Raw genomic sequence first — 18,204 nt, 5'->3', positions numbered from 1 at the left:
AGATCGTTACCCAGAAAGTGATGCGGTGCAAGGGGGCGCTATGTGTCGCCATGCGCAGCTCAGAAGAGCTAACGCATTGATTTTTCTACATTCATGAGACGGTATGTTCCGTCTTGAAAAAGGGAAATGGTGCCCAGAAGAGGACTCGAACCTCCACGCCTCGCGGCACAGGTACCTGAAACCTGCGCGTCTACCAATTCCGCCATCTGGGCAGCGACCGTGCATGTAAGGGGGAGGCTCCCACCTGTCAACTGGCTTTTTGAAAAAAGCTGCCAATGCAGTCGCGGGCTCTCAAAACCTTGTGGATTGAATGGTTTGCGCTCGCGCGGCGCGCGGGTAAAAGCCGACGCGGAACATCGCTTCGCGGGCGGGAACTATTTGCCGACGCTGGAGTTTAGGCGAAGTGCCGGCGATTGCCGGAAAGAATGTGCGAAGTGCAGATTCGTATTTCTGCCTGTTTTGCGCCGTCTTTTCGCCCAATTGCAAGCAATGCTAACCGGCACCCGGGTTTGCAACCCTCTCAGTCCGATTTTCGAGTTGCAAACCGGCTCGAACCTGTGCTTATAAAAACGAATAATAAGGAACGGCAAACCGTTTTGCGCAAGGGACACTAAGGGAGCTTGCAGGCTCTTGAAACAGCAGAGGATCAGAAATGTCCAAGATACGTAAGATCGTCATTGCCGGCGCTCTGGCGGTTGCCTCGATGATACCGCTCGCGGCGGCGGAAGCAATGCCGGTGACCAACGCTCCGGCCAATGCCGAAAAATCGACCGATGTGCAGCAGGCCGGCTGGTGCGGTCGTGGCCGTTGCGGCTACCGCCGTGGCTACAACCGTGGCCGCTACTGGGGCCCGCGCTATGGCTATCGGTGGGGCTATCGCGGTCGCTACTGGGGTCCGCGCGTAGTCATCGCGCCGCGCGTCGTCGTCCGTTCCGGCTACAACCGTCATGTACGCTGGTGCCTGAACAACTATCGTTCGTACGATCCGGGTTCCAACACCTTCGTCACCTATGATGGTGATGTGCGCCGTTGCCGTTCGCCGTATCGTTGATCGGCTGACGTCAGTCCAAACAAGAAGGCAGGGTGTCGTCCCTGCCTTTTTTGTTGCCCGTGCTCGCGCGATTCAGGCTTCGGGTTCGCCCCTCGCCGAATGCTTGTCGATATGGCCGAGATCGCGATCCGGTTCGATGACGTCGCGCACCCTTTGCTTGAGTTCCTTGGGGCCGGGAAAGCCGCCATCGCGCTTGCGCTCCCAGATCAGGTCGCCATTACAGCGGATCTCGAAATTGCCGCCGGTACCGGGGATCAACGCGACCTCGCCGAGCGAATCGCCGAAGGTCGAGAGCAGTTCCTGCGCCATCCAGCCGGCGCGCAGCAGCCAGTTGCACTGGGTGCAGTAGAGGATGGAGATCTTCGGCTTGTCTGTCATTCCTGCGTGTTAGCACTGACAGGCGGGCTTGCAAAGCGGGGACGGTTCACCGACATAGTCCTTGCACAACAGGGACGAGCATATGATTTATTCGACTGCCATTCGCGCTTTCGGCGATCTCTTTTCCGCACCCATTCGTGGCGTCTTCTGGAAGGTGATCGGGCTCACGCTGCTGTTTCTGGTGGCGCTCTGGTTCGTGCTGCGGCTGCTGTTTCTCGACTTCGCCATGCCCTATATCGAAGCATGGCTGCCAAATCTCGGGGAATGGACGGGCTGGATCGGCCTGTTCGCCTCGATAATCTCGGCCATCGGTTTGGCTGCGGGGCTGGCGTTTCTGATTGCGCCGGTGAGTGCGGTGGTCGCCGGGCTGTTCCTCGACGATGCCGCCGATACGATCGAGAAGCAGGACTACGCGTCCGACGCGCCGGGCCAGGCGCTGCCGCTTGCTCAATCGATCCTATCAAGCCTGCGCTTCTTCCTCGTCGTCATCGCCGCCAATCTCGTTGCGCTGATCTTTCTTCTCGTTCCCGGCGTCAACCTGGTGATCTTCTTCGTGATCAACGGCTATCTGCTGGGCCGTGAATATTTCGAATTCGCCGCCGCCCGCTATCTCGGTCCGGAGCGGGCGCGCGCCTGGCGTAGCCGCAATCAGGGCCGGGTGTGGCTCGCGGGCCTCGCGATCGGGCTTTTCCTGTTGGTGCCGATCCTCAACATCCTCACGCCGCTGTTCGCCGCCATCTTCATGGTGCACTACGTCAAGGCGTTGATGAGACGGGAAGCGGGCGCGGCCTCCCCTCAGATGACCTGAGCCGGCAGCTCCTTCAGCTCGGCGGGGATTTCGCTGGTCTTTTCCGCCGATTTGCAGATGTCGGCGATCACGCAATGCTCGCATTCCGGCCGCCGCGCCTTGCAGGTATAGCGCCCGTGCAGGATCAGCCAGTGATGGGCGTGGTAGAGATATTTCTCCGGAATGATGCTGAGGAAATTCTCCTCGACCTCGTCGGTTGTCTTGCCCGGCGCGATACCGAGCCGGTTGCCGATACGGAAGATATGCGTATCGACCGCCAGCGCCGGAATGCCGAAGGCCATTGAGAGAACCACATTGGCCGTCTTGCGGCCGACACCGGGCAGGGTGACGAGTTCTTCCCGCGTGCGCGGCACCTCGCCGCCGAAATCGCGGATCAGCTTTTCCGACAGCAGGATCACGTTCTTCGCCTTGTTGCGGTAGAGCCCGATCGTCCTGATGTAGTCGCGGACCTTCTCCTCGCCGAGTTCAAGCATTTTCTCAGGCGAATCGGCCACGGCGAAGAGCGGCCGCGTCGCCTTGTTCACACCGACATCGGTCGCCTGCGCCGAAAGCGCGACCGCGACGACCAGCGTGAAGGGATTGGTGTGGTAGAGCTCGCCCTTGGGTTCCGGCCGCTGAATCGAGAAGCGCCGGAAAATCTCGTCTATCTCGGCGGCGGAGTAGGGACATCGGAACTTCGCCTTGCGCGCGGGCTTTTTCGCCGCGGCTGACGGGGCCAACTCATTCTTGCGCTTTATCATGGAAGTCCTGTAATCTCAGGCGTCATTTTTGGAAAGATATCGGGATGACGATAGTGGACGACCAGACCCCGTTCAACAGCGAGTCAATCTCCAACAGCGAGCCTGTGTTCAATGCGGTGCTGACGCCCTATCGCTCGCTCGGCCGCAATGGCTTCAGGATCGTCATCGGCCTGACGCTGGTCTTCTGCCTGTTCAACATGGCGTTCTTCTTCATAACAGGCGCGCTGCCGGTGGCGATGTTCTTCGGCCTCGATTTTGCGTTGCTCTATGGGGCTTTTTACCTCAATTACCGCGCGGCCCGTGCGCGGGAAGAAGTGTCGGTGTCGCGCACCGAGCTATCCATCCGCAAGGTCTCGCCCTCGGGACGCGCCCGCACCAGCCGCTATAATCCGTTCTGGGCCAAGTTCCAGGTCGATCGCCACCACGAATTCGGCATTACCGGCATGGCGGTGACGGGCGAGGGGCGCAGGACACCGGTCGGCAACTTCCTCAACCCGGACGACCGGGAGAGCTTTGCCCGCGCCTTCACATCGGCGCTCGCCAGCGTGAAACGCCGGATTTGACTTCGGCCGTTGATTTACCCAAGTTTCGGGTGGCGGCAGCCCCTTCCTCGTGAGATTCTTCCTGCAAATGGAAGGAATCGGACAATGAATATGGAAATCAAGCATACCAAGGACATCACCCCTGTCGGCACGGATTATCGCATCGTATCCGACGTGATCGCCATGCTGACCGAGGACTACCAGGACCAGCCGTCGCTCGATGCGATCGCCAAGCGGATCGGCCATGACCCGATCGACCTGCAAAAGACCTTCACCCGCTGGGCGGGCCTGTCGCCCAAGGCGTTCCTGCAGGCCGTTACGATCGATCATGCCAAGCGCCTATTGCGCGACGAAAACCTGCCGCTGCTGGAGACCACATACGAGTTGGGTCTCTCGAGCCCCGGCCGGCTGCACGATCTCTTCGTCACGCATGAAGCGATGTCGCCCGGCGAGTGGAAGGAACGCGGCAAGGGACTGGAAATCCGCTACGGCTTTCACGATTCGCCCTTCGGCCGGGCGCTGCTGATGATCACGGAGCGCGGGCTCTGCGGCCTGGGCTTCGCCGACCATGCCGGCTCGGAGGCAGAGGCATTCCGCGACATGGCCGATCGCTGGCCGGAAGCGAGTTTCATTGAGGATCGCGAAGCGGTGTGGCCTTATGCAGAGCGCATCTTCGATCCCGAAAAATGGGACCCGAAGCAGCCGCTTCGCGTTGTGCTGATCGGCACGGATTTCCAGATCCGGGTCTGGGAACAGTTGCTGGAAGTGCCGCTCGGCAGGCTCTGCACGTATTCGCATCTTGCCAACCGGATCGGCTCGCCCAAGGCATCGCGTGCCGTGGGCGCCGCGGTCGGTCGCAACCCGGTCTCCTTCGTGGTGCCGTGCCATCGCGCCATCGGCAAATCCGGTGCGCTCACCGGCTATCACTGGGGCCTGACCCGCAAGCGGGCGATGCTCGGATGGGAAGCGGCGAGGGCGTAAGCGCCGTCAGCCGACGACTTCGACGCTGAAGGCGAATTTCGCCGACCTGCGCGGCGCCAGTTCCAGCGAATAGGGCCGGTCGGCGATCTCCGCCGAGGCCCCGATTTCCGGTGCCGTCCCATGCCATGGTTCGACGCAGATGAACGGCGCGCCGGGCTTGGTCCAGAGCGCAAGATTCGGCAGGTTCTCGAAGGTGAAGTGCAGGCTGGGTCCGCCGTCGGCGGCGTAGGTCAGCCCATCGCCGGCGCCCTCGGGGAAGATCATTGCATCTTCATTGAAATAGCTGTGGTTCAGCACCAGTCGCCCCGCCTTGAAGGGCGAGGCAAGACTGCCGGGTTTCCTCAAGCCGTTCTCGATCCGCACCAGCGGCGGCTCCGCCTTGTTGTCGAGGACGACCGTGTGTTCGCGACCCTCGGCCCCCGGAAGCGGCCAGGCGAAAGCCGGATGGAAACCCAGACCGAAGGGCAGGGAAAGCGAGCCGGTATTGCCGACCTCGGCAGTTACCGTCAGTCGCCGGCCTTCGATCGCATGACGAAGCGTCAGCCGGAAATCAAAGGGATAGGCAGCCTTGCTGGCTTCCATGGATACAAGTTCATGCAGGCAGAAAGTCTCGCCGACCTCCGCGAGCCGGAATTCCTGTCGCCGCGCAATGCCATGCTGATGCATCTCGAACGGCTCGCCGTCGACCAGCACGGTATTATCAGCCGCCTTGCCGACGATCGGAAACAGGATCGGCGAGCGGCCGTTCCAGAAGGCTGGGTCGCCGCTCCAGAGCCATGAACGGCCATCCGATGTCTTGAGCGACTGCAGCTCCGCACCGAGTGACGAGACTTCGAAGGCAATGGCGTCGTTGGCAATGCGTGTGATCTCGGCCATGCTATCCCCCGAATGTGCAGTGAAGGCTCAATGCGCGCCGGACATATCCCCCAGCACTTCCTTGGAAGCCACCGTGGAGTCGGCCTTCAGCTTGTAGACCATCGGCACGCCGGTCGCGAGGTTGAGCGCCAGGATTTGTTCCTTGCTCAGGCGGTCGAGCACCATGACCAGCGAGCGGAGCGAATTACCGTGGGCGGCGACCAGCACGTTCTGGCCGGCGAGCACGCGCGGCAGGATTTCCATCATGTAATACGGCCAGACGCGGGCGCCGGTGTCGCGCAGGCTTTCGCCGCCCGGCGGCGGGATGTCGTAGGAACGGCGCCAGATATGAACCTGCTCCTCGCCCCATTTGGCGCGGGCGTCATCCTTGTTGAGGCCGGAGAGATCGCCGTAATCGCGCTCGTTGAGCGCTTGATCCTCGATGGTTTCGAGCCCACTCTGGCCGATGGAATCGAGCACGATTGTCAGGGTATCCTGCGCGCGCTTGAGCACCGAGGTGAAGGCGATGTCGTACTTGATGCCGTAGTCCTTCAGCGCCTGGCCGCCCGTCTTGGCTTCCTGGATGCCGAGTTCGGTGAGGTCCGGATCACGCCAGCCGGTGAAAAGGTTCTTCAGGTTCCATTCGCTCTGCCCGTGCCGGACCAGCACCAGTGTTCCGCTCATCGCATCTTCTCCGTTGTCTTTGCTATCTATTTGCCGAACCCGAGCACGTCGAGCATGTCGTAGAAACCCGGCTTCTTGTCGATCGCCCAGCGCACGGCGGCAAGCGCGCCCTCAGCGAAGAGCGCGCGGTCGTTGGCCCGGTGCGACAGCGTCACCATTTCGGTTTCGCTGGCGAAAATCACCGAATGGTCGCCGACCACGCCGCCCCCGCGCAACGTGGCAAACCCGATCGTGCCTTGCTCGCGGGCGCCGGTATGGCCGTCACGCGTGCGAACGGCGTGCTCGCCGAGCTTGACGCCGCGGCCCTTCGCCGCTTCCATGCCGAGAAGCAAAGCGGTGCCCGAGGGCGCGTCGACCTTCTTGTTATGGTGCATTTCCAGCACCTCGATGTCCCAGCCCTGGGCGGAGAGTGCCTGTGCAGCCTGGCGCACGAGCACGCCCAGCAGATTGACGCCGAGGCTCATATTGCCTGATTTGACGATCCGGGCATGGCGGGCGGCGGCCTTGATTTTCTCGTCGTCCTCGGGCGAGCAGCCGGTCGTGCCTATGACATGGACGATGCGCGCCTGCGCCGCGAGACCAGCGAATTCTACGGTCGAGGCGGGCGAGGTGAAATCGATCAACGCATCCGCCTTGAGAAGAGCCTGGAGCGGGTCAGCGGTGATCGGAACGCCGATCGGACCGATGCCGCATAGCTCGCCCGCATCCTTGCCGAGCGCGGGCGAATCCGGCCGTTCGAGGGCGGCGTGGATCTTCATGCCTTCGCTAGCGTGGATCGAGCGCAGAAGGGTCTGACCCATGCGTCCGGCGGCGCCCGCGACAACAACCATCCTCATGTTCGTCTCACTCATGCATCCACCTTCGGGCTTATTTTTCCCGTATTTGCAGCCTGTTGAGGCGAGCGTAAAGGCCCGCTTCCTCATGCGCAAGCCTTTCGTGCGAGCCCTCCTCGACGATCCGGCCGTCCTCCATGACGATGATCTTGTCGGCCTCCGAGATGGTCGAAAGCCGATGTGCGATGACGATCACGGTCCGGCCGTGCATGGCATGTTCGATCGCCTTTTGCACGGCGGATTCGCTCTCCGAATCGAGCGCCGACGTCGCCTCGTCGAGCAGCAGGATCGGCGCGTTGCGCACCAGTGCGCGGGCAATCGACAGCCGCTGGCGCTGGCCGCCGGAAAGGTTCAGGCCATTCTCGCCGACCGGCGTGTCATAGCCTTGAGGCAGCGCCAGGATGAAATCGTGCGCGTAGGCCTGCCGCGCCGCTTCCTCGATCTCGGCATCCGTGGCACCCGGCCGTCCGTAGCGGATATTGTCGCGCACCGTGCCTTCGAACAGCAACGGCGCCTGCGATACATAGGCGAGGTTTTCCCGCAGCGATCGTTTGGTGACCTGGCTTATATCCTGCCCGTCAATCAGGATCTGACCCTCGCGCGGATCGTAGAAGCGCGGAATGAGGCTGATGATCGTCGACTTTCCGGCCCCGGAAGGACCCGCAATGGCCGTCGACTTGCCACCCTCGGCGATGAAGCTGATGCCCTTGACAATAGGCTCGGAGCGATAGCCGAACTGCACGTTGCGAAACTCGATCCGGCCTTCCGTCACCTCGAGCGGCTTGGCGTCAGGCGCCTCGCGCATCGGGATCGGCGTATCGAGAATGTCGAAGATCATCTTCGCATTCACATAGGCCTTTTCGAGCTGCACCTGCAGCTTGGCGAGCCGGCGCGCCGGATCGTAAGCGAGCAGCATGGCCGCGATGAACGAGATGAAGGCACCCGGCAACTGGCCGGCATAGATCGATTGGTAGGCAGCGTAACCGATGACCGCGGCGATCGCAGCGCCGGCAAAGCTCTCGGTGATCGGCGAAGTCCGCTCGGAAAGCCGCACGATCTTGTTGGCGCGCTTCTCGGCGATGTCGACCAGCCCATCCATGCGGCCGCGCAACTGGTCTTCCATCGTGAAGGCCTTGACGATGGTGAGGCCCTGGATGGTCTCCTGCATCACGCCGCTGACATGGGAATTGTATTCGACGGACTCGCGCGTCGCGCTGCGCACCCGCTGCGCAAGATAGCGGACGGCGAGCAGCATCGGCGGCGCGGTGACAGCGACCAGCAGCGTCAGCACCCAGTCCTTGGAGATCATCACGCCGACCAGCGCCACGAAGGTCAGTGCATCGCGCGCGACCGAGGTGACGGCGAGGTTCAGTGTCTCGCGGATGCCATTGACATTCTGCGTCGCGGTGGCTGCGATCTGGGCCGAGCGCGCATCGGCGAAATAGCCGAGATTCAGCGCCATCAGGTGCGAATAGAGCCGCTTCTGATATTTCGCGACGATCGCATTGCCGATCTTGTTGAGCAGCACCGATTGGCCGTAGGTGGCAAAACCCTTGATCGCGAAGGTGACAAAAATCGCCAGGCAAATCCAGATGACCAGGCCGACACGCTTGTTGCTGAACGCTTCGTTGACGACCGATTCCATCACCCAGGCCGTGAATGCCGTGCAGAGCGCGACCGTCACCAGGCAGGTGATCGCGACGGCATAGGTACCCACATGGTCGCGGGCGTTTTCCATGAACAGCCTGCGGATCACGGGCCACATCGCCGCCCGGTCTTCCTGCCAATTCTTGCTTTTGTCAGCGCTCAAGAGCACGTGTTCCTGTTCAACGGTGTGCCTCATAACGGCTGGAGGCGGTCTTGAACAGTCATTTCCGCCAGCGGCGTCCGTCAGTCGAAACACCGAAGCTCGAGGGCATGCGGGCAAAGGCTGAAAGCCCCGCCACCGCCGCAAGCGGATGCGTAACGATGAAGGTCGGGATATGCGACATCATTTCCCTGTGCGGCGCCTTGTCCTCGAAGGCTTCCCGGAACCCCGGCTTCTGTAGCGCCGGCAGTATCTTCTGCGGAATGCCGCCGGAGAGATAGACGCCGCCCTTCGCGTTGAAGACCACCGCCATGTCCCCGGCCACACGGCCGAGATAGACCGAAAAAAGCGAGATCGCTTCGGCGGCCTGGCGGTCTTCGCCCGAGAGGCCCTTGTTGGAGACATCGGCCGGAGTGCCGAGCGAGGGCGTCACGCCATCGGCGGTACAGATCGCGGTGTAGAGCCCGAGAAGGCCGCGGCCGCAGAGAATCTGCTCGGCCGAGACACGACCCTCGATCCGTTCGATATGGGGAAAGATTTCAAAATCGCGCGCGCTGCGAGGACCGAGATCGACATGCCCGCCTTCGCCCGGTACCGGTATCCAGGCATCAAGTGCATGGACCAGTCCTGCGACCCCGAGGCCGGTGCCCGGGCCCAGCACGACCTTGGAATGGTCGGGCTTCACCATTCCGCGTCCCACCTGCACCTGGTTTTCGCTATCGAGCGTTGCGACGGCAAGCGCCTGTGCCTCGAAATCGTTGATGACCACGACGTCCTCGAAACCGAGATTGGCGATCAGATCGTTCGGGCGCACCACCCATGGGCAGTTGGTGAGTGGAATGACATCGCCATTGATCGGACCGGCCACGGCGAGGATGGTCGAACGCGGCTTGGCCGGCGCCTTGGACAGCACCGCGTCCTCGATTGCCGCATCGATCGTCGGATAGCTGGCCGTCTGGACGATCGTCACGTCCTTCGTTTCGCTCGCTGCGTCGGAGAGCAGGGAGAAACGGGCATTGGTGCCGCCGATGTCGCCGATCAGGATCGGGAACGGAAAATGTTCGTCTCTCGTCTTGGCCATCGGTATCCTGCTGCCTCGTATTTCTGTTCTGACGGCGCCTTCGAGTCTAGTGCTCGTCCGGCGCGATCAGCATTTCCGCGGTCGCCCGGTTGAGCGCCATCGGGATATCATAGACGGTGGCTAACCGGGTCAGCGCCTTGACATCGACATCGTGCGGCATCGCGGTCAGCGGATCGGTGAAGAAGATCAGCATCGAGACCTTGCCTTCGGCGATCATCGCGCCGATCTGCTGGTCACCGCCGAGCGGACCGCTCTTCAAACGGGTGACAGGCAAGCCGGGAACCGCATCCATGATCCTGGCGCCCGTCGTTCCGGTCGCCACGAGATCGTAGGCCGACAGCGCCTGCTGGTGCCGCCGGGCAAACTCGGCCATGTCGTCCTTCTTTTGATCGTGCGCGATCAATGCGATGGTCTCGCGAGCCGCCAAATCCTGCCCCTCTTCTCCCGCCTGCTGCGACGGAGATTGCCGCAAAGGTGATATGACAACAAGGCGCTATAACGCATTTTGTCTTCGGTTCAATCATAACTTGGGGGTTCAATCATAATATGAACCACTTTGGCTGGTGCTTTCGGCGGGCGGTCAAATCCGCTAAGGTCCGCCGCAAATCACGCCGCCAAATCCCCAAGGATGCTTCAGATGACCGCTCTCGACACCGTGCTCACCCGCGCCGACCAGAACCTCGATTCGAGCCTCGAAAAGATGTTCGCGCTTTGCCGCATCAAGTCGATTTCGACCGATCCGGCCTACAAGGCCGATTGCCGTGCGGCCGCGCAGTGGCTGGTCGATGATCTCGTAAAGCTCGGGTTCGAGGCTTCGGTGCGCGACACGGCGGGCCATCCCATGGTCGTCGGCCATCACCAGGGTGCCAGCGTCGATGCGCCGCACGTGCTGTTCTATGGCCACTACGACGTCCAGCCCGTGGATCCGCTCAATCTCTGGGATTTCGATCCCTTCGAGCCTGCCATCCGCGAGGTCGGCGGCAAGAAGATCATCACAGGTCGCGGCACATCGGACGACAAGGGCCAGCTTCTGACCTTCGTCGAGGCTTGCCGGGCCTACAAGGAAATTCATGGAGAACTCCCCGTTCGCGTGACCGTGCTGTTCGAGGGCGAGGAGGAATCCGGTTCGCCCTCGCTGAAGCCATTTCTTGAAGCCAACGCCAAGGAACTCACGGCGGATTTCGCGCTGATCTGCGACACCAATATGTGGGACAGCGAGACGCCGGCGATCTCGGCCGGCCTGCGCGGTCTTGTCGGCGAGGAGATCAAGATCACCGCCGCCGATCGCGACCTGCATTCGGGCTATTTCGGCGGTGTCGCCGCCAATCCGATCCACATCCTCAGCGATATCCTTGCGGGCCTCCACGACGAAACCGGCCGCGTAACGCTCGAAGGGTTCTATGAAGGCGTCGAGGAAACGCCGAGCCAGATCAAGGCGTCCTGGGAAACGCTGGGCATGACTACGGAGAAATTCCTTGGCGAGATCGGTCTTTCGGTTCCATCAGGTGAAAAAGGCCGGAGTGTATTCGAACTCACCTGGGCCCGGCCGACGGCGGAGGTCAACGGCATCTGGGGCGGCTATACCGGCGAAGGGTTCAAGACGGTCATCGCGGCGGAAGCGTCGGCGAAGGTGTCCTTCCGGCTGGTCGGCAAGCAGGATCCGGATAAGATTCGCGCCGCATTCCGCGCCTATGTGCAGTCCCGGCTGCCGGCTGATTGCAAGGTGGAGTTCCACAAGCATGGTGGCTCGCCGGCCATCCAGCTTCCCTATGATTCGCCGCTGCTCAATCGCGCGAAGAGCGCGCTTTCGGACGAATGGCCGAAGCCGGCGGTGATGATCGGCATGGGTGGCTCGATCCCGATCGCCGGCGATTTCAACAAAATGCTCGGCATGGAAACACTGCTCGTGGGTTTCGCGCTCTCGGACGACCGCATCCATTCGCCGAACGAGAAATATGATCTCAACTCGTTCCACAAGGGCATCCGGTCATGGATCCGGATCATCGATGCACTGAAGAAATAGAGGCCTAAAATGAGCGGCCCCCGAAGCATCGTGCTGCGGGGGGCCGTTCTGTGCCATGTCGCCGGATCGTCACAATGCCGGCTCAGGCAAGGGGCTTACTGCATGTCTGGATCTATGATGCAATTGCCATCGACGTCATAGCTGCCGGATTCGCATGGAACGATCGAGCCGGTCGGTGCAGGGTCGACCGTCCGCAGTTCCTCGTTCTCGATTTCATTGCCATGAGTCTCGCCGACCCCGAGATTCTTGCGTCCGTCAAAGCCGCCAGGACCATCTAGACCTGGGTTTTGCTGGGCATAGCCGATAGAGGCGCTGGCGAGAATAGACACAGCGAGAAGGGTGGTCTTGATCACTTTATGCATAGGATTTCTCCTCGTTGGAAGTTCGGTCTCTTCGCTTGGACCGTTGGTGAAACGCAACGAATCCGAGAAGGTTTCACATGAGCGTATCGGGTTTTTCGCCTGCTCACGCCATCGTGAACGGCCGGGAAAAGACCGAACCCGGGCGACTGAGCGCGATTTTTGGGCCGCGCGGAGACAATAGATGACGAGGTCCGGTAAACTTAACGACCCATTAAACGGCCACATTTAAAGTTCACCCGGACGGACGCGTTTTGCGTCGGCTTTATATGGAAAAATGAGGGGCATGGCGGGTAAATCACGATCGGGGAACAGGATCGAGCCTTCCTTCGAGGGCTCTGGCAAGCGGGGACACGGCAGCGACCTGCGCGCGGACCCGCGTGATCGCTCGGGCCGATCGTCCAAGTCTTCCAAATCCTCGAAATCTTCCCGCTCGTCATCGAGCCGTACGCGTTCCCGCCGTTCGGGCGGCGGCTTCTTCGGCTTCATCCGCACCGCCGTCTATTGGTCGCTGGTCCTCTGCCTGTGGGGCGGATTGGGCGTTGCGGGCCTCGTCGTCTATTACGGCTCGCGCATGCCGAGCGCCGATAGCTGGGCCATGCCGGACCGGCCGCCGAACATCAAGATCGTCGATGTGAACGGCGTGCTGCTCGCCAATCGCGGCTCGACCGGCGGCGAAGCCGTGCCGCTCGATGCGATGTCGCCCTATATTCCGCAAGCGGTGATGGCGATCGAGGACCGGCGCTTCTATTCGCATTTCGGTTTCGACCCGATCGGCTTCACCCGCGCCATGGTTTCGAATGTCATGGCCGGGCGCATGGTGCAGGGCGGCTCGACGGTCACCCAGCAGCTCGCCAAGAACATGTTCCTGACGCCGGAGCGCACGCTTGAGCGCAAGGTCCAGGAAGTGCTGCTCGCCGTATGGCTGGAGAGCAAATATTCCAAGGACCAGATCCTTGCCATGTATCTCAACCGGGTCTTCTTCGGCTCGAATTCCTATGGCGTCGAGGCCGCATCCCGCCGCTATTTCAACAAGTCCGCGCGCGACGTGAACCTCACCGAGGCCGCGATACTGGCGGGCCTGCTGAAGGCGCCGTCCGCACTCTCTCCGGCGAAGAACCCGGAGGGCGCAATGGCACGCGCCAAGCTCGTCCTCAATGCCATGCAGGAGGAAGGCTTCATCTCCCGCGAGGAACTGGTTGCCGCCGTCGATAACAAACCGATGAAGGCCAAGAGCTACTGGACTGGCGCCGAACACTACGCCGCCGACATGGTGATGGACGAGCTTCCGGGCCTGATCGGCGACGTCAAGGAGGACATCATCGTCGATACGACGATCGACCGGGCGCTGGAAAAAGCTGCCGAAAAAGCAATCAAGGTCACCCTCGACAAGGAAGGCAAGAAGCTCAATGCCAGCCAGGCGGCTCTCGTCTCCATCGATGGCACCGGCGCGATCCGCGCGGTCGTCGGCGGGCGCGATTATGCGGCGAGCCAGTTCAACCGCGCCTTCAAGGCCAAGCGCCAGCCGGGCTCGGCCTTCAAGCCATTCGTCTATGCCGCGGCACTCGAACAGGGCCTGCTGCCCAATTCCGTGCGCAACGACGCGCCCGTGCGCATCGGCAAATGGACGCCTGACAATTACGACAACAAGTATCGCGGCCGCGTGACGCTCGCGAGCGCGCTGGCCAATTCCTTGAACACGATCGCCGCCCAGCTCGTCATGGAAGCCGGCCCCAACAATGTCGCCAAGGTCGCGCAGCGAATGGGCATCGAATCGGTGATGCAGGAGAATGCCTCGATCGCGCTCGGCACATCCGAAACATCGCTGGTCGAACTGACCGCGGCCTACGCGCCCTTCATGAATGGTGGCTTCAAGGCCACGCCGCATGTCATCAAGCGCGTCACCACCGTCTCGGGCAAGGTGCTCTACGAGAATACCTATGACGCCCCGCCGCGGGTGCTGTCGGAGAAGATCGCCGCCGAGATGAACTACATGATGAACGGCGTCATCACCCGAGGCACTGGCAAGAACGCCAAGCTGCCGGGCTGGCAGACAGCCGGCAAGACCGGCACCACGCAATCCTTCCGCGATGCGCTTTTCGTCGGCTACACCGCCAATCTCACGACCGGCGTCTGGTTCGGTAATGATGACGGCACGTCGATGAGGAAGGTCACCGGCGGCGGCCTGCCCGCCAAGGCCTGGAGCCAGTTCATGATCGCGGCGCATGACGGCGTCTCGCCCGCACCGCTTTTCGGCCTCGGCAGCGATGTCGCGCCGCAGCCCGAGCTCGAAGTGAAATCCGAACCAGACAGCAACGCCACCGACGATACGCTGTTCGAGATGATCAGCCACGCGCTCGGCGAGGATAAACCCGTCAAGAAGGAAAAGCAGCCGGTCGGGGTCATTCCCGATGAACGGCCGGCCGACGAAGCGCTTGTGCCTCCGAGCGATGTCGGCGATGTCATTCGCAATCAGGATGACGCAGCAGACAATGGCCTCGTACCTCCCATGGACGTCGGCGAGACCACCGGCGCCACCCAGCACAGGAAGAAGGCGAATTCCACCCTGCTCGATGTCCTGATGGCCGAATAGACGGCGGATCGGCCGGTCTTCTCCGTCCGTTACCGCACAATCGCGCAATACCCCCGGTTTTCTTCACGAAACGGTGAATTTTGCAGGGGCCAGCCTGCTGTTCTGCCTTGCAGAGAAAAAAAGGCCTCCTTATATACCCCCCATCGGCTTGAGCGGCATGACGCTCAGGCATTTGTAATGAAACCATCCATACGGGGGTTGCTGGGGAATGCCGGAATCCGGGTCCCTGCAGCCTGCTAAGAGGAGAGAAGTAGAATGGCTAAAGTAATTGGTATCGACCTCGGAACCACCAACTCCTGCGTTGCAGTGATGGATGGCAAGGACGCCAAGGTTATCGAGAATTCCGAAGGCGCGCGCACCACCCCGTCCATGGTGGCCTTCACCGAAGACGCCGAGCGTCTCGTCGGCCAGCCGGCCAAGCGCCAGGCAGTCACCAACCCGGAAAATACGGTCTTCGCCGTCAAGCGCCTCATCGGCCGCCGCTACGAAGATCCGACCGTGGAAAAGGACAAGGGCCTGGTTCCCTACAAGATCATCAAGGCCGGCAATGGTGACGCCTGGGTTGAATCCCGCGGCACCGGCTATTCGCCTTCGCAGATCTCCGCGATGATTCTTCAGAAGATGAAGGAAACCGCGGAAGCCTATCTCGGCGAAAAGGTCGAAAAGGCCGTTATCACGGTTCCCGCCTATTTCAATGACGCCCAGCGTCAGGCCACCAAGGATGCCGGCAAGATCGCCGGCCTCGAAGTGCTCCGCATCATCAACGAGCCGACAGCTGCTGCCCTTGCCTATGGCATGGACAAGCGCGAAGGCAAGACGATCGCGGTCTACGACCTTGGCGGCGGCACCTTCGATATCTCGGTTCTCGAAATCGGCGACGGCGTCTTCGAAGTGAAGTCCACCAACGGCGATACCTTCCTCGGCGGTGAAGACTTCGACATGCGCCTGGTCGAATACCTCGCGGCTGAGTTCAAGAAGGAACAGGGCATCGAGCTGAAAAACGACAAGCTCGCTCTGCAGCGCCTCAAGGAAGCTGCCGAAAAGGCCAAGATCGAGCTCTCGTCCTCGCAGCAGACCGAAATCAACCTGCCGTTCATCACGGCCGATGCGACCGGTCCGAAGCACCTGACGATGAAGCTGACCCGCGCCAAGTTCGAAAGCCTGGTCGATGACCTCGTGCAGCGCACTGTTGCGCCGTGCAAGGCAGCGCTCAAGGATGCCGGCATTTCGGCTGGCGAAATCGATGAGGTCGTGCTGGTCGGCGGCATGAGCCGCATGCCGAAGGTGCAGGAAGTCGTCAAGCAGCTGTTCGGCAAGGAGCCGCACAAGGGCGTCAACCCGGATGAAGTCGTCGCCATGGGCGCCGCGATCCAGGCCGGCGTTCTGCAGGGCGACGTTAAGGACGTTCTGCTCCTCGACGTGACCCCGCTGTCGCTCGGCATCGAAACGCTGGGTGGCGTGTTCACCCGCCTGATCGACCGTAACACGACGATCCCGACCAAGAAAAGCCAGGTCTTCTCGACCGCCGAAGACGCCCAGCAGGCCGTCACCATCCGCGTCGCCCAGGGCGAGCGCGAAATGGCCTCGGACAACAAGCTGCTGGGCCAGTTCGACCTCGTCGGCATTCCGCCCGCACCGCGCGGCGTGCCACAGATCGAAGTAACTTTCGACATCGACGCCAACGGCATCGTCAACGTCTCGGCCAAGGACAAGGGCACCGGCAAGGAGCACCAGATCCGCATCCAGGCATCTGGCGGTCTCTCCGACGCCGACATCGAAAAGATGGTCAAGGACGCCGAGGCCAATGCCGAGTCCGACAAGAAGCGCCGTGAAGGTGTCGAGGCCAAGAACCAGGCCGAAAGCCTGATCCACTCGACCGAGAAGTCCCTCAAGGACTTCGGCGACAAGGTGACCCAGGCCGACCGCGATGCGATCACCGCTGCGATCGAAGCCCTCAAGGCTGCGACCGAAGGCGCCGAGATCGACGCGGAAGACGTCAAGGCCAAGACCCAGACGCTCATGGAAGCATCCATGAAGCTCGGCCAGGCGATGTACGAGGCGCAAGCTGCCGAAGGCGGTGCCGAGGGCGCGGGTGCGGATGATGACGACAACGTCGTCGATGCCGACTTCGAAGATGTCAGCGGCGACGACAAGAAAAAGTCGGCCTAATCGCTGAAATCGAAATGGGCCTGCAAGTCTCTTGCAGGCCTTCTCAATTCATCCCATCCATGCGTTGTCTCCGCGTAGCCTGCCTTGCCACGGGAAAGAGCATGGAGCGCAGAATTCAAGGTCCACGCGTATTTCGCGTCCGGTAAAGGAAAAATGGCAAAAGCTGATTTTTACGAAACGCTCGGTGTGAGCAAGACGGCGGACGAAAAGGACCTGAAAAGCGCCTTCCGCAAGCTCGCCATGAAATGGCATCCGGACAAGAATCCGGGCGATGCCGCAGCCGAGAAGAAGTTCAAGGAAATCAACGAGGCCTATGAATTCCTGAAAGACCCGCAGAAGCGCGCGGCCTATGACCGTTTCGGCCATGCGGCCTTCGAGGGCGGCGGTCCGGGTGGCGGCGCGGGTGGCTTCCAGGGTGCGGGCGGTTTCTCCGACATTTTCGAGGATATTTTCGGCGAGATGATGGGCGGCCGCCGTCGTGGCGGTGGTGGCCAGTCGCAGGGCCGCGAGCGCGGCGAAGACCTGCGCTACAATATGGAAATCACCCTCGAGGAAGCCTATTCCGGCAAGGTCGCGCAGATCCGCGTGCCGTCGTCGATCACCTGCGACATCTGTCATGGCTCGGGCGCCAAGCCGGGCACCAAGCCGACGACCTGTGCGACCTGCCACGGTTCCGGCCGCGTGCGCGCCACGCAGGGCTTTTTCTCGATCGAACGCACCTGCCCGACCTGCCAGGGTCGCGGCCAGACGATTTCCGATCCCTGCACCAAGTGCCACGGCCAGGGCCGCGTCACCGAAGAGCGTTCGCTGCAGGTCAATATCCCCTCGGGCATCGAAGACGGCACCCGCATCCGCCTTCAGGGCGAAGGCGAGGCCGGCTTGCGCGGTGGTCCTTCGGGCGACCTCTACATCTTCATGTCGGTCAAGCCGCATTCCTTCTACAAGCGCGATGGCGCCGATCTCTATTGCATGGTCACCATCCCGATGGTGACGGCGGCGCTCGGCGGCAAGTTCGAGATCTCGACGCTCGACGGCACCAAGTCGCGCGTCACGGTTCCGGAAGGTACGCCGACCGCCAAGCAGTTCCGCCTCAAGGGCAAGGGCATGCCCGTGCTCCGTTCGCACCAGCAGGGCGACCTCTATGTGCAAATCGTGGTGGAGACGCCGCAGAAGCTCACCAAGCGCCAGCGCGAACTGCTCGAGGAGTTCCAGACGTTGTCGTCCAAGGAGAACAATCCCGAATCGACCGGCTTCTTCGCCAAGATGAAGGATTTCTTCGACACGCTCAGCGACTAAGCGT

General features: G+C 61.6%; 17 protein-coding genes and 1 tRNA gene. 8 read left to right on the top strand and 10 right to left on the bottom strand.

What is annotated here, in order from left to right:
• Nucleotides 1–127: 127 nt before the first annotated feature.
• Nucleotides 128–212 (bottom strand) — tRNA-Leu (locus ACSQ26_RS18705).
• Between the two features lie 440 nt (nucleotides 213–652).
• Between ACSQ26_RS18705 and ACSQ26_RS18700 the strand changes: the two genes are divergently transcribed.
• Nucleotides 653–1,051 carry a BA14K family protein gene (locus ACSQ26_RS18700; protein WP_436011464.1) on the top strand — a complete coding sequence of 133 codons (399 nt, stop codon included), beginning with the start codon at nucleotides 653–655 and terminating at the stop codon, nucleotides 1,049–1,051.
• A gap of 72 nt (nucleotides 1,052–1,123) precedes the next feature.
• Here ACSQ26_RS18700 and ACSQ26_RS18695 read toward each other — a convergent pair whose 3' ends face one another.
• The gene (locus ACSQ26_RS18695; RefSeq protein WP_436011462.1) at nucleotides 1,124–1,429 is read right to left on the bottom strand and encodes a SelT/SelW/SelH family protein; all 306 of its coding nucleotides are present in this window, start codon (nucleotides 1,427–1,429) and stop codon (nucleotides 1,124–1,126) included.
• An 82-nt stretch (nucleotides 1,430–1,511) separates the two neighbouring features.
• On the opposite strand from ACSQ26_RS18695, the gene ACSQ26_RS18690 reads away from it, so the two are divergent.
• Nucleotides 1,512–2,237, top strand: coding sequence for a sulfate transporter family protein (locus ACSQ26_RS18690; protein WP_436011460.1), 726 nt, complete (start codon nucleotides 1,512–1,514; stop codon nucleotides 2,235–2,237).
• Here the strand turns inward: ACSQ26_RS18690 and nth are convergent.
• Complete coding sequence (gene nth, locus ACSQ26_RS18685) at nucleotides 2,225–2,977, bottom strand: endonuclease III (RefSeq protein ID WP_436011458.1); 753 nt, start codon at nucleotides 2,975–2,977, stop codon at nucleotides 2,225–2,227. The two genes, ACSQ26_RS18690 and nth, sit on opposite strands and share 13 nt — an antisense overlap.
• A 44-nt stretch (nucleotides 2,978–3,021) precedes the next feature.
• On the opposite strand from nth, the gene ACSQ26_RS18680 reads away from it, so the two are divergent.
• Nucleotides 3,022–3,540: a DUF2244 domain-containing protein gene (locus tag ACSQ26_RS18680; protein ID WP_436011456.1), complete on the top strand. Its 519-nt coding sequence runs from the start codon at nucleotides 3,022–3,024 to the stop codon at nucleotides 3,538–3,540.
• A gap of 84 nt (nucleotides 3,541–3,624) precedes the next feature.
• The gene (locus ACSQ26_RS18675) at nucleotides 3,625–4,500 is read left to right on the top strand and encodes a methylated-DNA--[protein]-cysteine S-methyltransferase (protein WP_436011454.1); all 876 of its coding nucleotides are present in this window, start codon (nucleotides 3,625–3,627) and stop codon (nucleotides 4,498–4,500) included.
• Between the two features lie 6 nt (nucleotides 4,501–4,506).
• On the opposite strand, the gene ACSQ26_RS18670 is transcribed toward ACSQ26_RS18675, so the two are convergent.
• From ACSQ26_RS18670 to ACSQ26_RS18645, 6 genes are read right to left on the bottom strand one after another with little or no spacing between them, the layout of a single operon-like run.
• Nucleotides 4,507–5,376 carry an aldose 1-epimerase family protein gene (locus ACSQ26_RS18670; protein ID WP_436011452.1) on the bottom strand — a complete coding sequence of 290 codons (870 nt, stop codon included), beginning with the start codon at nucleotides 5,374–5,376 and terminating at the stop codon, nucleotides 4,507–4,509.
• Between the two features lie 27 nt (nucleotides 5,377–5,403).
• Nucleotides 5,404–6,039 carry a 2,3-bisphosphoglycerate-dependent phosphoglycerate mutase gene (locus ACSQ26_RS18665; RefSeq protein WP_436011450.1) on the bottom strand — a complete coding sequence of 212 codons (636 nt, stop codon included), beginning with the start codon at nucleotides 6,037–6,039 and terminating at the stop codon, nucleotides 5,404–5,406.
• Nucleotides 6,040–6,065: 26 nt separating this feature from the next.
• Entirely contained in the window at nucleotides 6,066–6,890 is an 825-nt protein-coding gene (gene dapB, locus ACSQ26_RS18660; RefSeq protein ID WP_436011448.1) for a 4-hydroxy-tetrahydrodipicolinate reductase, read from the bottom strand.
• A gap of 16 nt (nucleotides 6,891–6,906) precedes the next feature.
• Nucleotides 6,907–8,682 carry an ABC transporter ATP-binding protein gene (locus ACSQ26_RS18655; RefSeq protein WP_436011446.1) on the bottom strand — a complete coding sequence of 592 codons (1,776 nt, stop codon included), beginning with the start codon at nucleotides 8,680–8,682 and terminating at the stop codon, nucleotides 6,907–6,909.
• Between the two features lie 58 nt (nucleotides 8,683–8,740).
• A complete protein-coding gene (locus ACSQ26_RS18650; RefSeq protein WP_436011444.1) occupies nucleotides 8,741–9,760 on the bottom strand; it encodes a glucokinase in 1,020 nt (339 codons plus the stop codon).
• 46 nt (nucleotides 9,761–9,806) lie between these two features.
• A complete protein-coding gene (locus ACSQ26_RS18645; protein ID WP_436011442.1) occupies nucleotides 9,807–10,187 on the bottom strand; it encodes a methylglyoxal synthase in 381 nt (126 codons plus the stop codon).
• Between the two features lie 210 nt (nucleotides 10,188–10,397).
• On the opposite strand from ACSQ26_RS18645, the gene ACSQ26_RS18640 reads away from it, so the two are divergent.
• Nucleotides 10,398–11,783 (top strand): dipeptidase, encoded by a 1,386-nt coding sequence (locus ACSQ26_RS18640; protein ID WP_436011440.1) that lies wholly within the window; start codon nucleotides 10,398–10,400, stop codon nucleotides 11,781–11,783.
• Between the two features lie 95 nt (nucleotides 11,784–11,878).
• Here ACSQ26_RS18640 and ACSQ26_RS18635 read toward each other — a convergent pair whose 3' ends face one another.
• Entirely contained in the window at nucleotides 11,879–12,145 is a 267-nt protein-coding gene (locus ACSQ26_RS18635; RefSeq protein ID WP_436011438.1) for a hypothetical protein, read from the bottom strand.
• Between the two features lie 283 nt (nucleotides 12,146–12,428).
• Between ACSQ26_RS18635 and ACSQ26_RS18630 the strand changes: the two genes are divergently transcribed.
• The 3 genes from ACSQ26_RS18630 to dnaJ all read left to right on the top strand — a co-directional run bounded on the left by ACSQ26_RS18630 (nucleotide 12,429) and on the right by dnaJ (nucleotide 18,200).
• Complete coding sequence (locus ACSQ26_RS18630) at nucleotides 12,429–14,735, top strand: transglycosylase domain-containing protein (RefSeq protein WP_436011436.1); 2,307 nt, start codon at nucleotides 12,429–12,431, stop codon at nucleotides 14,733–14,735.
• A gap of 255 nt (nucleotides 14,736–14,990) precedes the next feature.
• Nucleotides 14,991–16,904 carry a molecular chaperone DnaK gene (gene dnaK / locus ACSQ26_RS18625; protein ID WP_436011434.1) on the top strand — a complete coding sequence of 638 codons (1,914 nt, stop codon included), beginning with the start codon at nucleotides 14,991–14,993 and terminating at the stop codon, nucleotides 16,902–16,904.
• 153 nt (nucleotides 16,905–17,057) lie between these two features.
• Complete coding sequence (gene dnaJ / locus ACSQ26_RS18620) at nucleotides 17,058–18,200, top strand: molecular chaperone DnaJ (protein ID WP_436011432.1); 1,143 nt, start codon at nucleotides 17,058–17,060, stop codon at nucleotides 18,198–18,200.
• Nucleotides 18,201–18,204: the final 4 nt, after the last annotated feature.

Origin of the sequence: Rhizobium sp. LjRoot254, assembly GCF_964254105.1 — a bacterium.
Lineage (GTDB): Bacteria > Pseudomonadota > Alphaproteobacteria > Rhizobiales > Rhizobiaceae > Rhizobium_E.
The sequence above is the reverse complement of the archived record's forward strand: the minus strand, read 5'-3'. Positions and strand labels throughout refer to the sequence as shown.

Excerpts from the sequence above, each read along its gene's own strand:
- ACSQ26_RS18680 (WP_436011456.1), top strand. The coding sequence starts at position 3,022 with ATGACGATAGTGGACGACCAGACCCCGTTCAACAGCGAGTCAATCTCC.
- ACSQ26_RS18650 (WP_436011444.1), bottom strand. The coding sequence starts at position 9,760 with ATGGCCAAGACGAGAGACGAACATTTTCCGTTCCCGATCCTGATCGGC.
- ACSQ26_RS18640 (WP_436011440.1), top strand. The coding sequence starts at position 10,398 with ATGACCGCTCTCGACACCGTGCTCACCCGCGCCGACCAGAACCTCGAT.
- ACSQ26_RS18700 (WP_436011464.1), top strand. The coding sequence starts at position 653 with ATGTCCAAGATACGTAAGATCGTCATTGCCGGCGCTCTGGCGGTTGCC.
- ACSQ26_RS18630 (WP_436011436.1), top strand. The coding sequence starts at position 12,429 with ATGGCGGGTAAATCACGATCGGGGAACAGGATCGAGCCTTCCTTCGAG.
- dnaJ (WP_436011432.1), top strand. The coding sequence starts at position 17,058 with ATGGCAAAAGCTGATTTTTACGAAACGCTCGGTGTGAGCAAGACGGCG.
- ACSQ26_RS18635 (WP_436011438.1), bottom strand. The coding sequence starts at position 12,145 with ATGCATAAAGTGATCAAGACCACCCTTCTCGCTGTGTCTATTCTCGCC.
- dapB (WP_436011448.1), bottom strand. The coding sequence starts at position 6,890 with ATGAGTGAGACGAACATGAGGATGGTTGTTGTCGCGGGCGCCGCCGGA.
- nth (WP_436011458.1), bottom strand. The coding sequence starts at position 2,977 with ATGATAAAGCGCAAGAATGAGTTGGCCCCGTCAGCCGCGGCGAAAAAG.
- ACSQ26_RS18665 (WP_436011450.1), bottom strand. The coding sequence starts at position 6,039 with ATGAGCGGAACACTGGTGCTGGTCCGGCACGGGCAGAGCGAATGGAAC.
- ACSQ26_RS18690 (WP_436011460.1), top strand. The coding sequence starts at position 1,512 with ATGATTTATTCGACTGCCATTCGCGCTTTCGGCGATCTCTTTTCCGCA.
- ACSQ26_RS18675 (WP_436011454.1), top strand. The coding sequence starts at position 3,625 with ATGAATATGGAAATCAAGCATACCAAGGACATCACCCCTGTCGGCACG.
- ACSQ26_RS18695 (WP_436011462.1), bottom strand. The coding sequence starts at position 1,429 with ATGACAGACAAGCCGAAGATCTCCATCCTCTACTGCACCCAGTGCAAC.
- dnaK (WP_436011434.1), top strand. The coding sequence starts at position 14,991 with ATGGCTAAAGTAATTGGTATCGACCTCGGAACCACCAACTCCTGCGTT.
- ACSQ26_RS18670 (WP_436011452.1), bottom strand. The coding sequence starts at position 5,376 with ATGGCCGAGATCACACGCATTGCCAACGACGCCATTGCCTTCGAAGTC.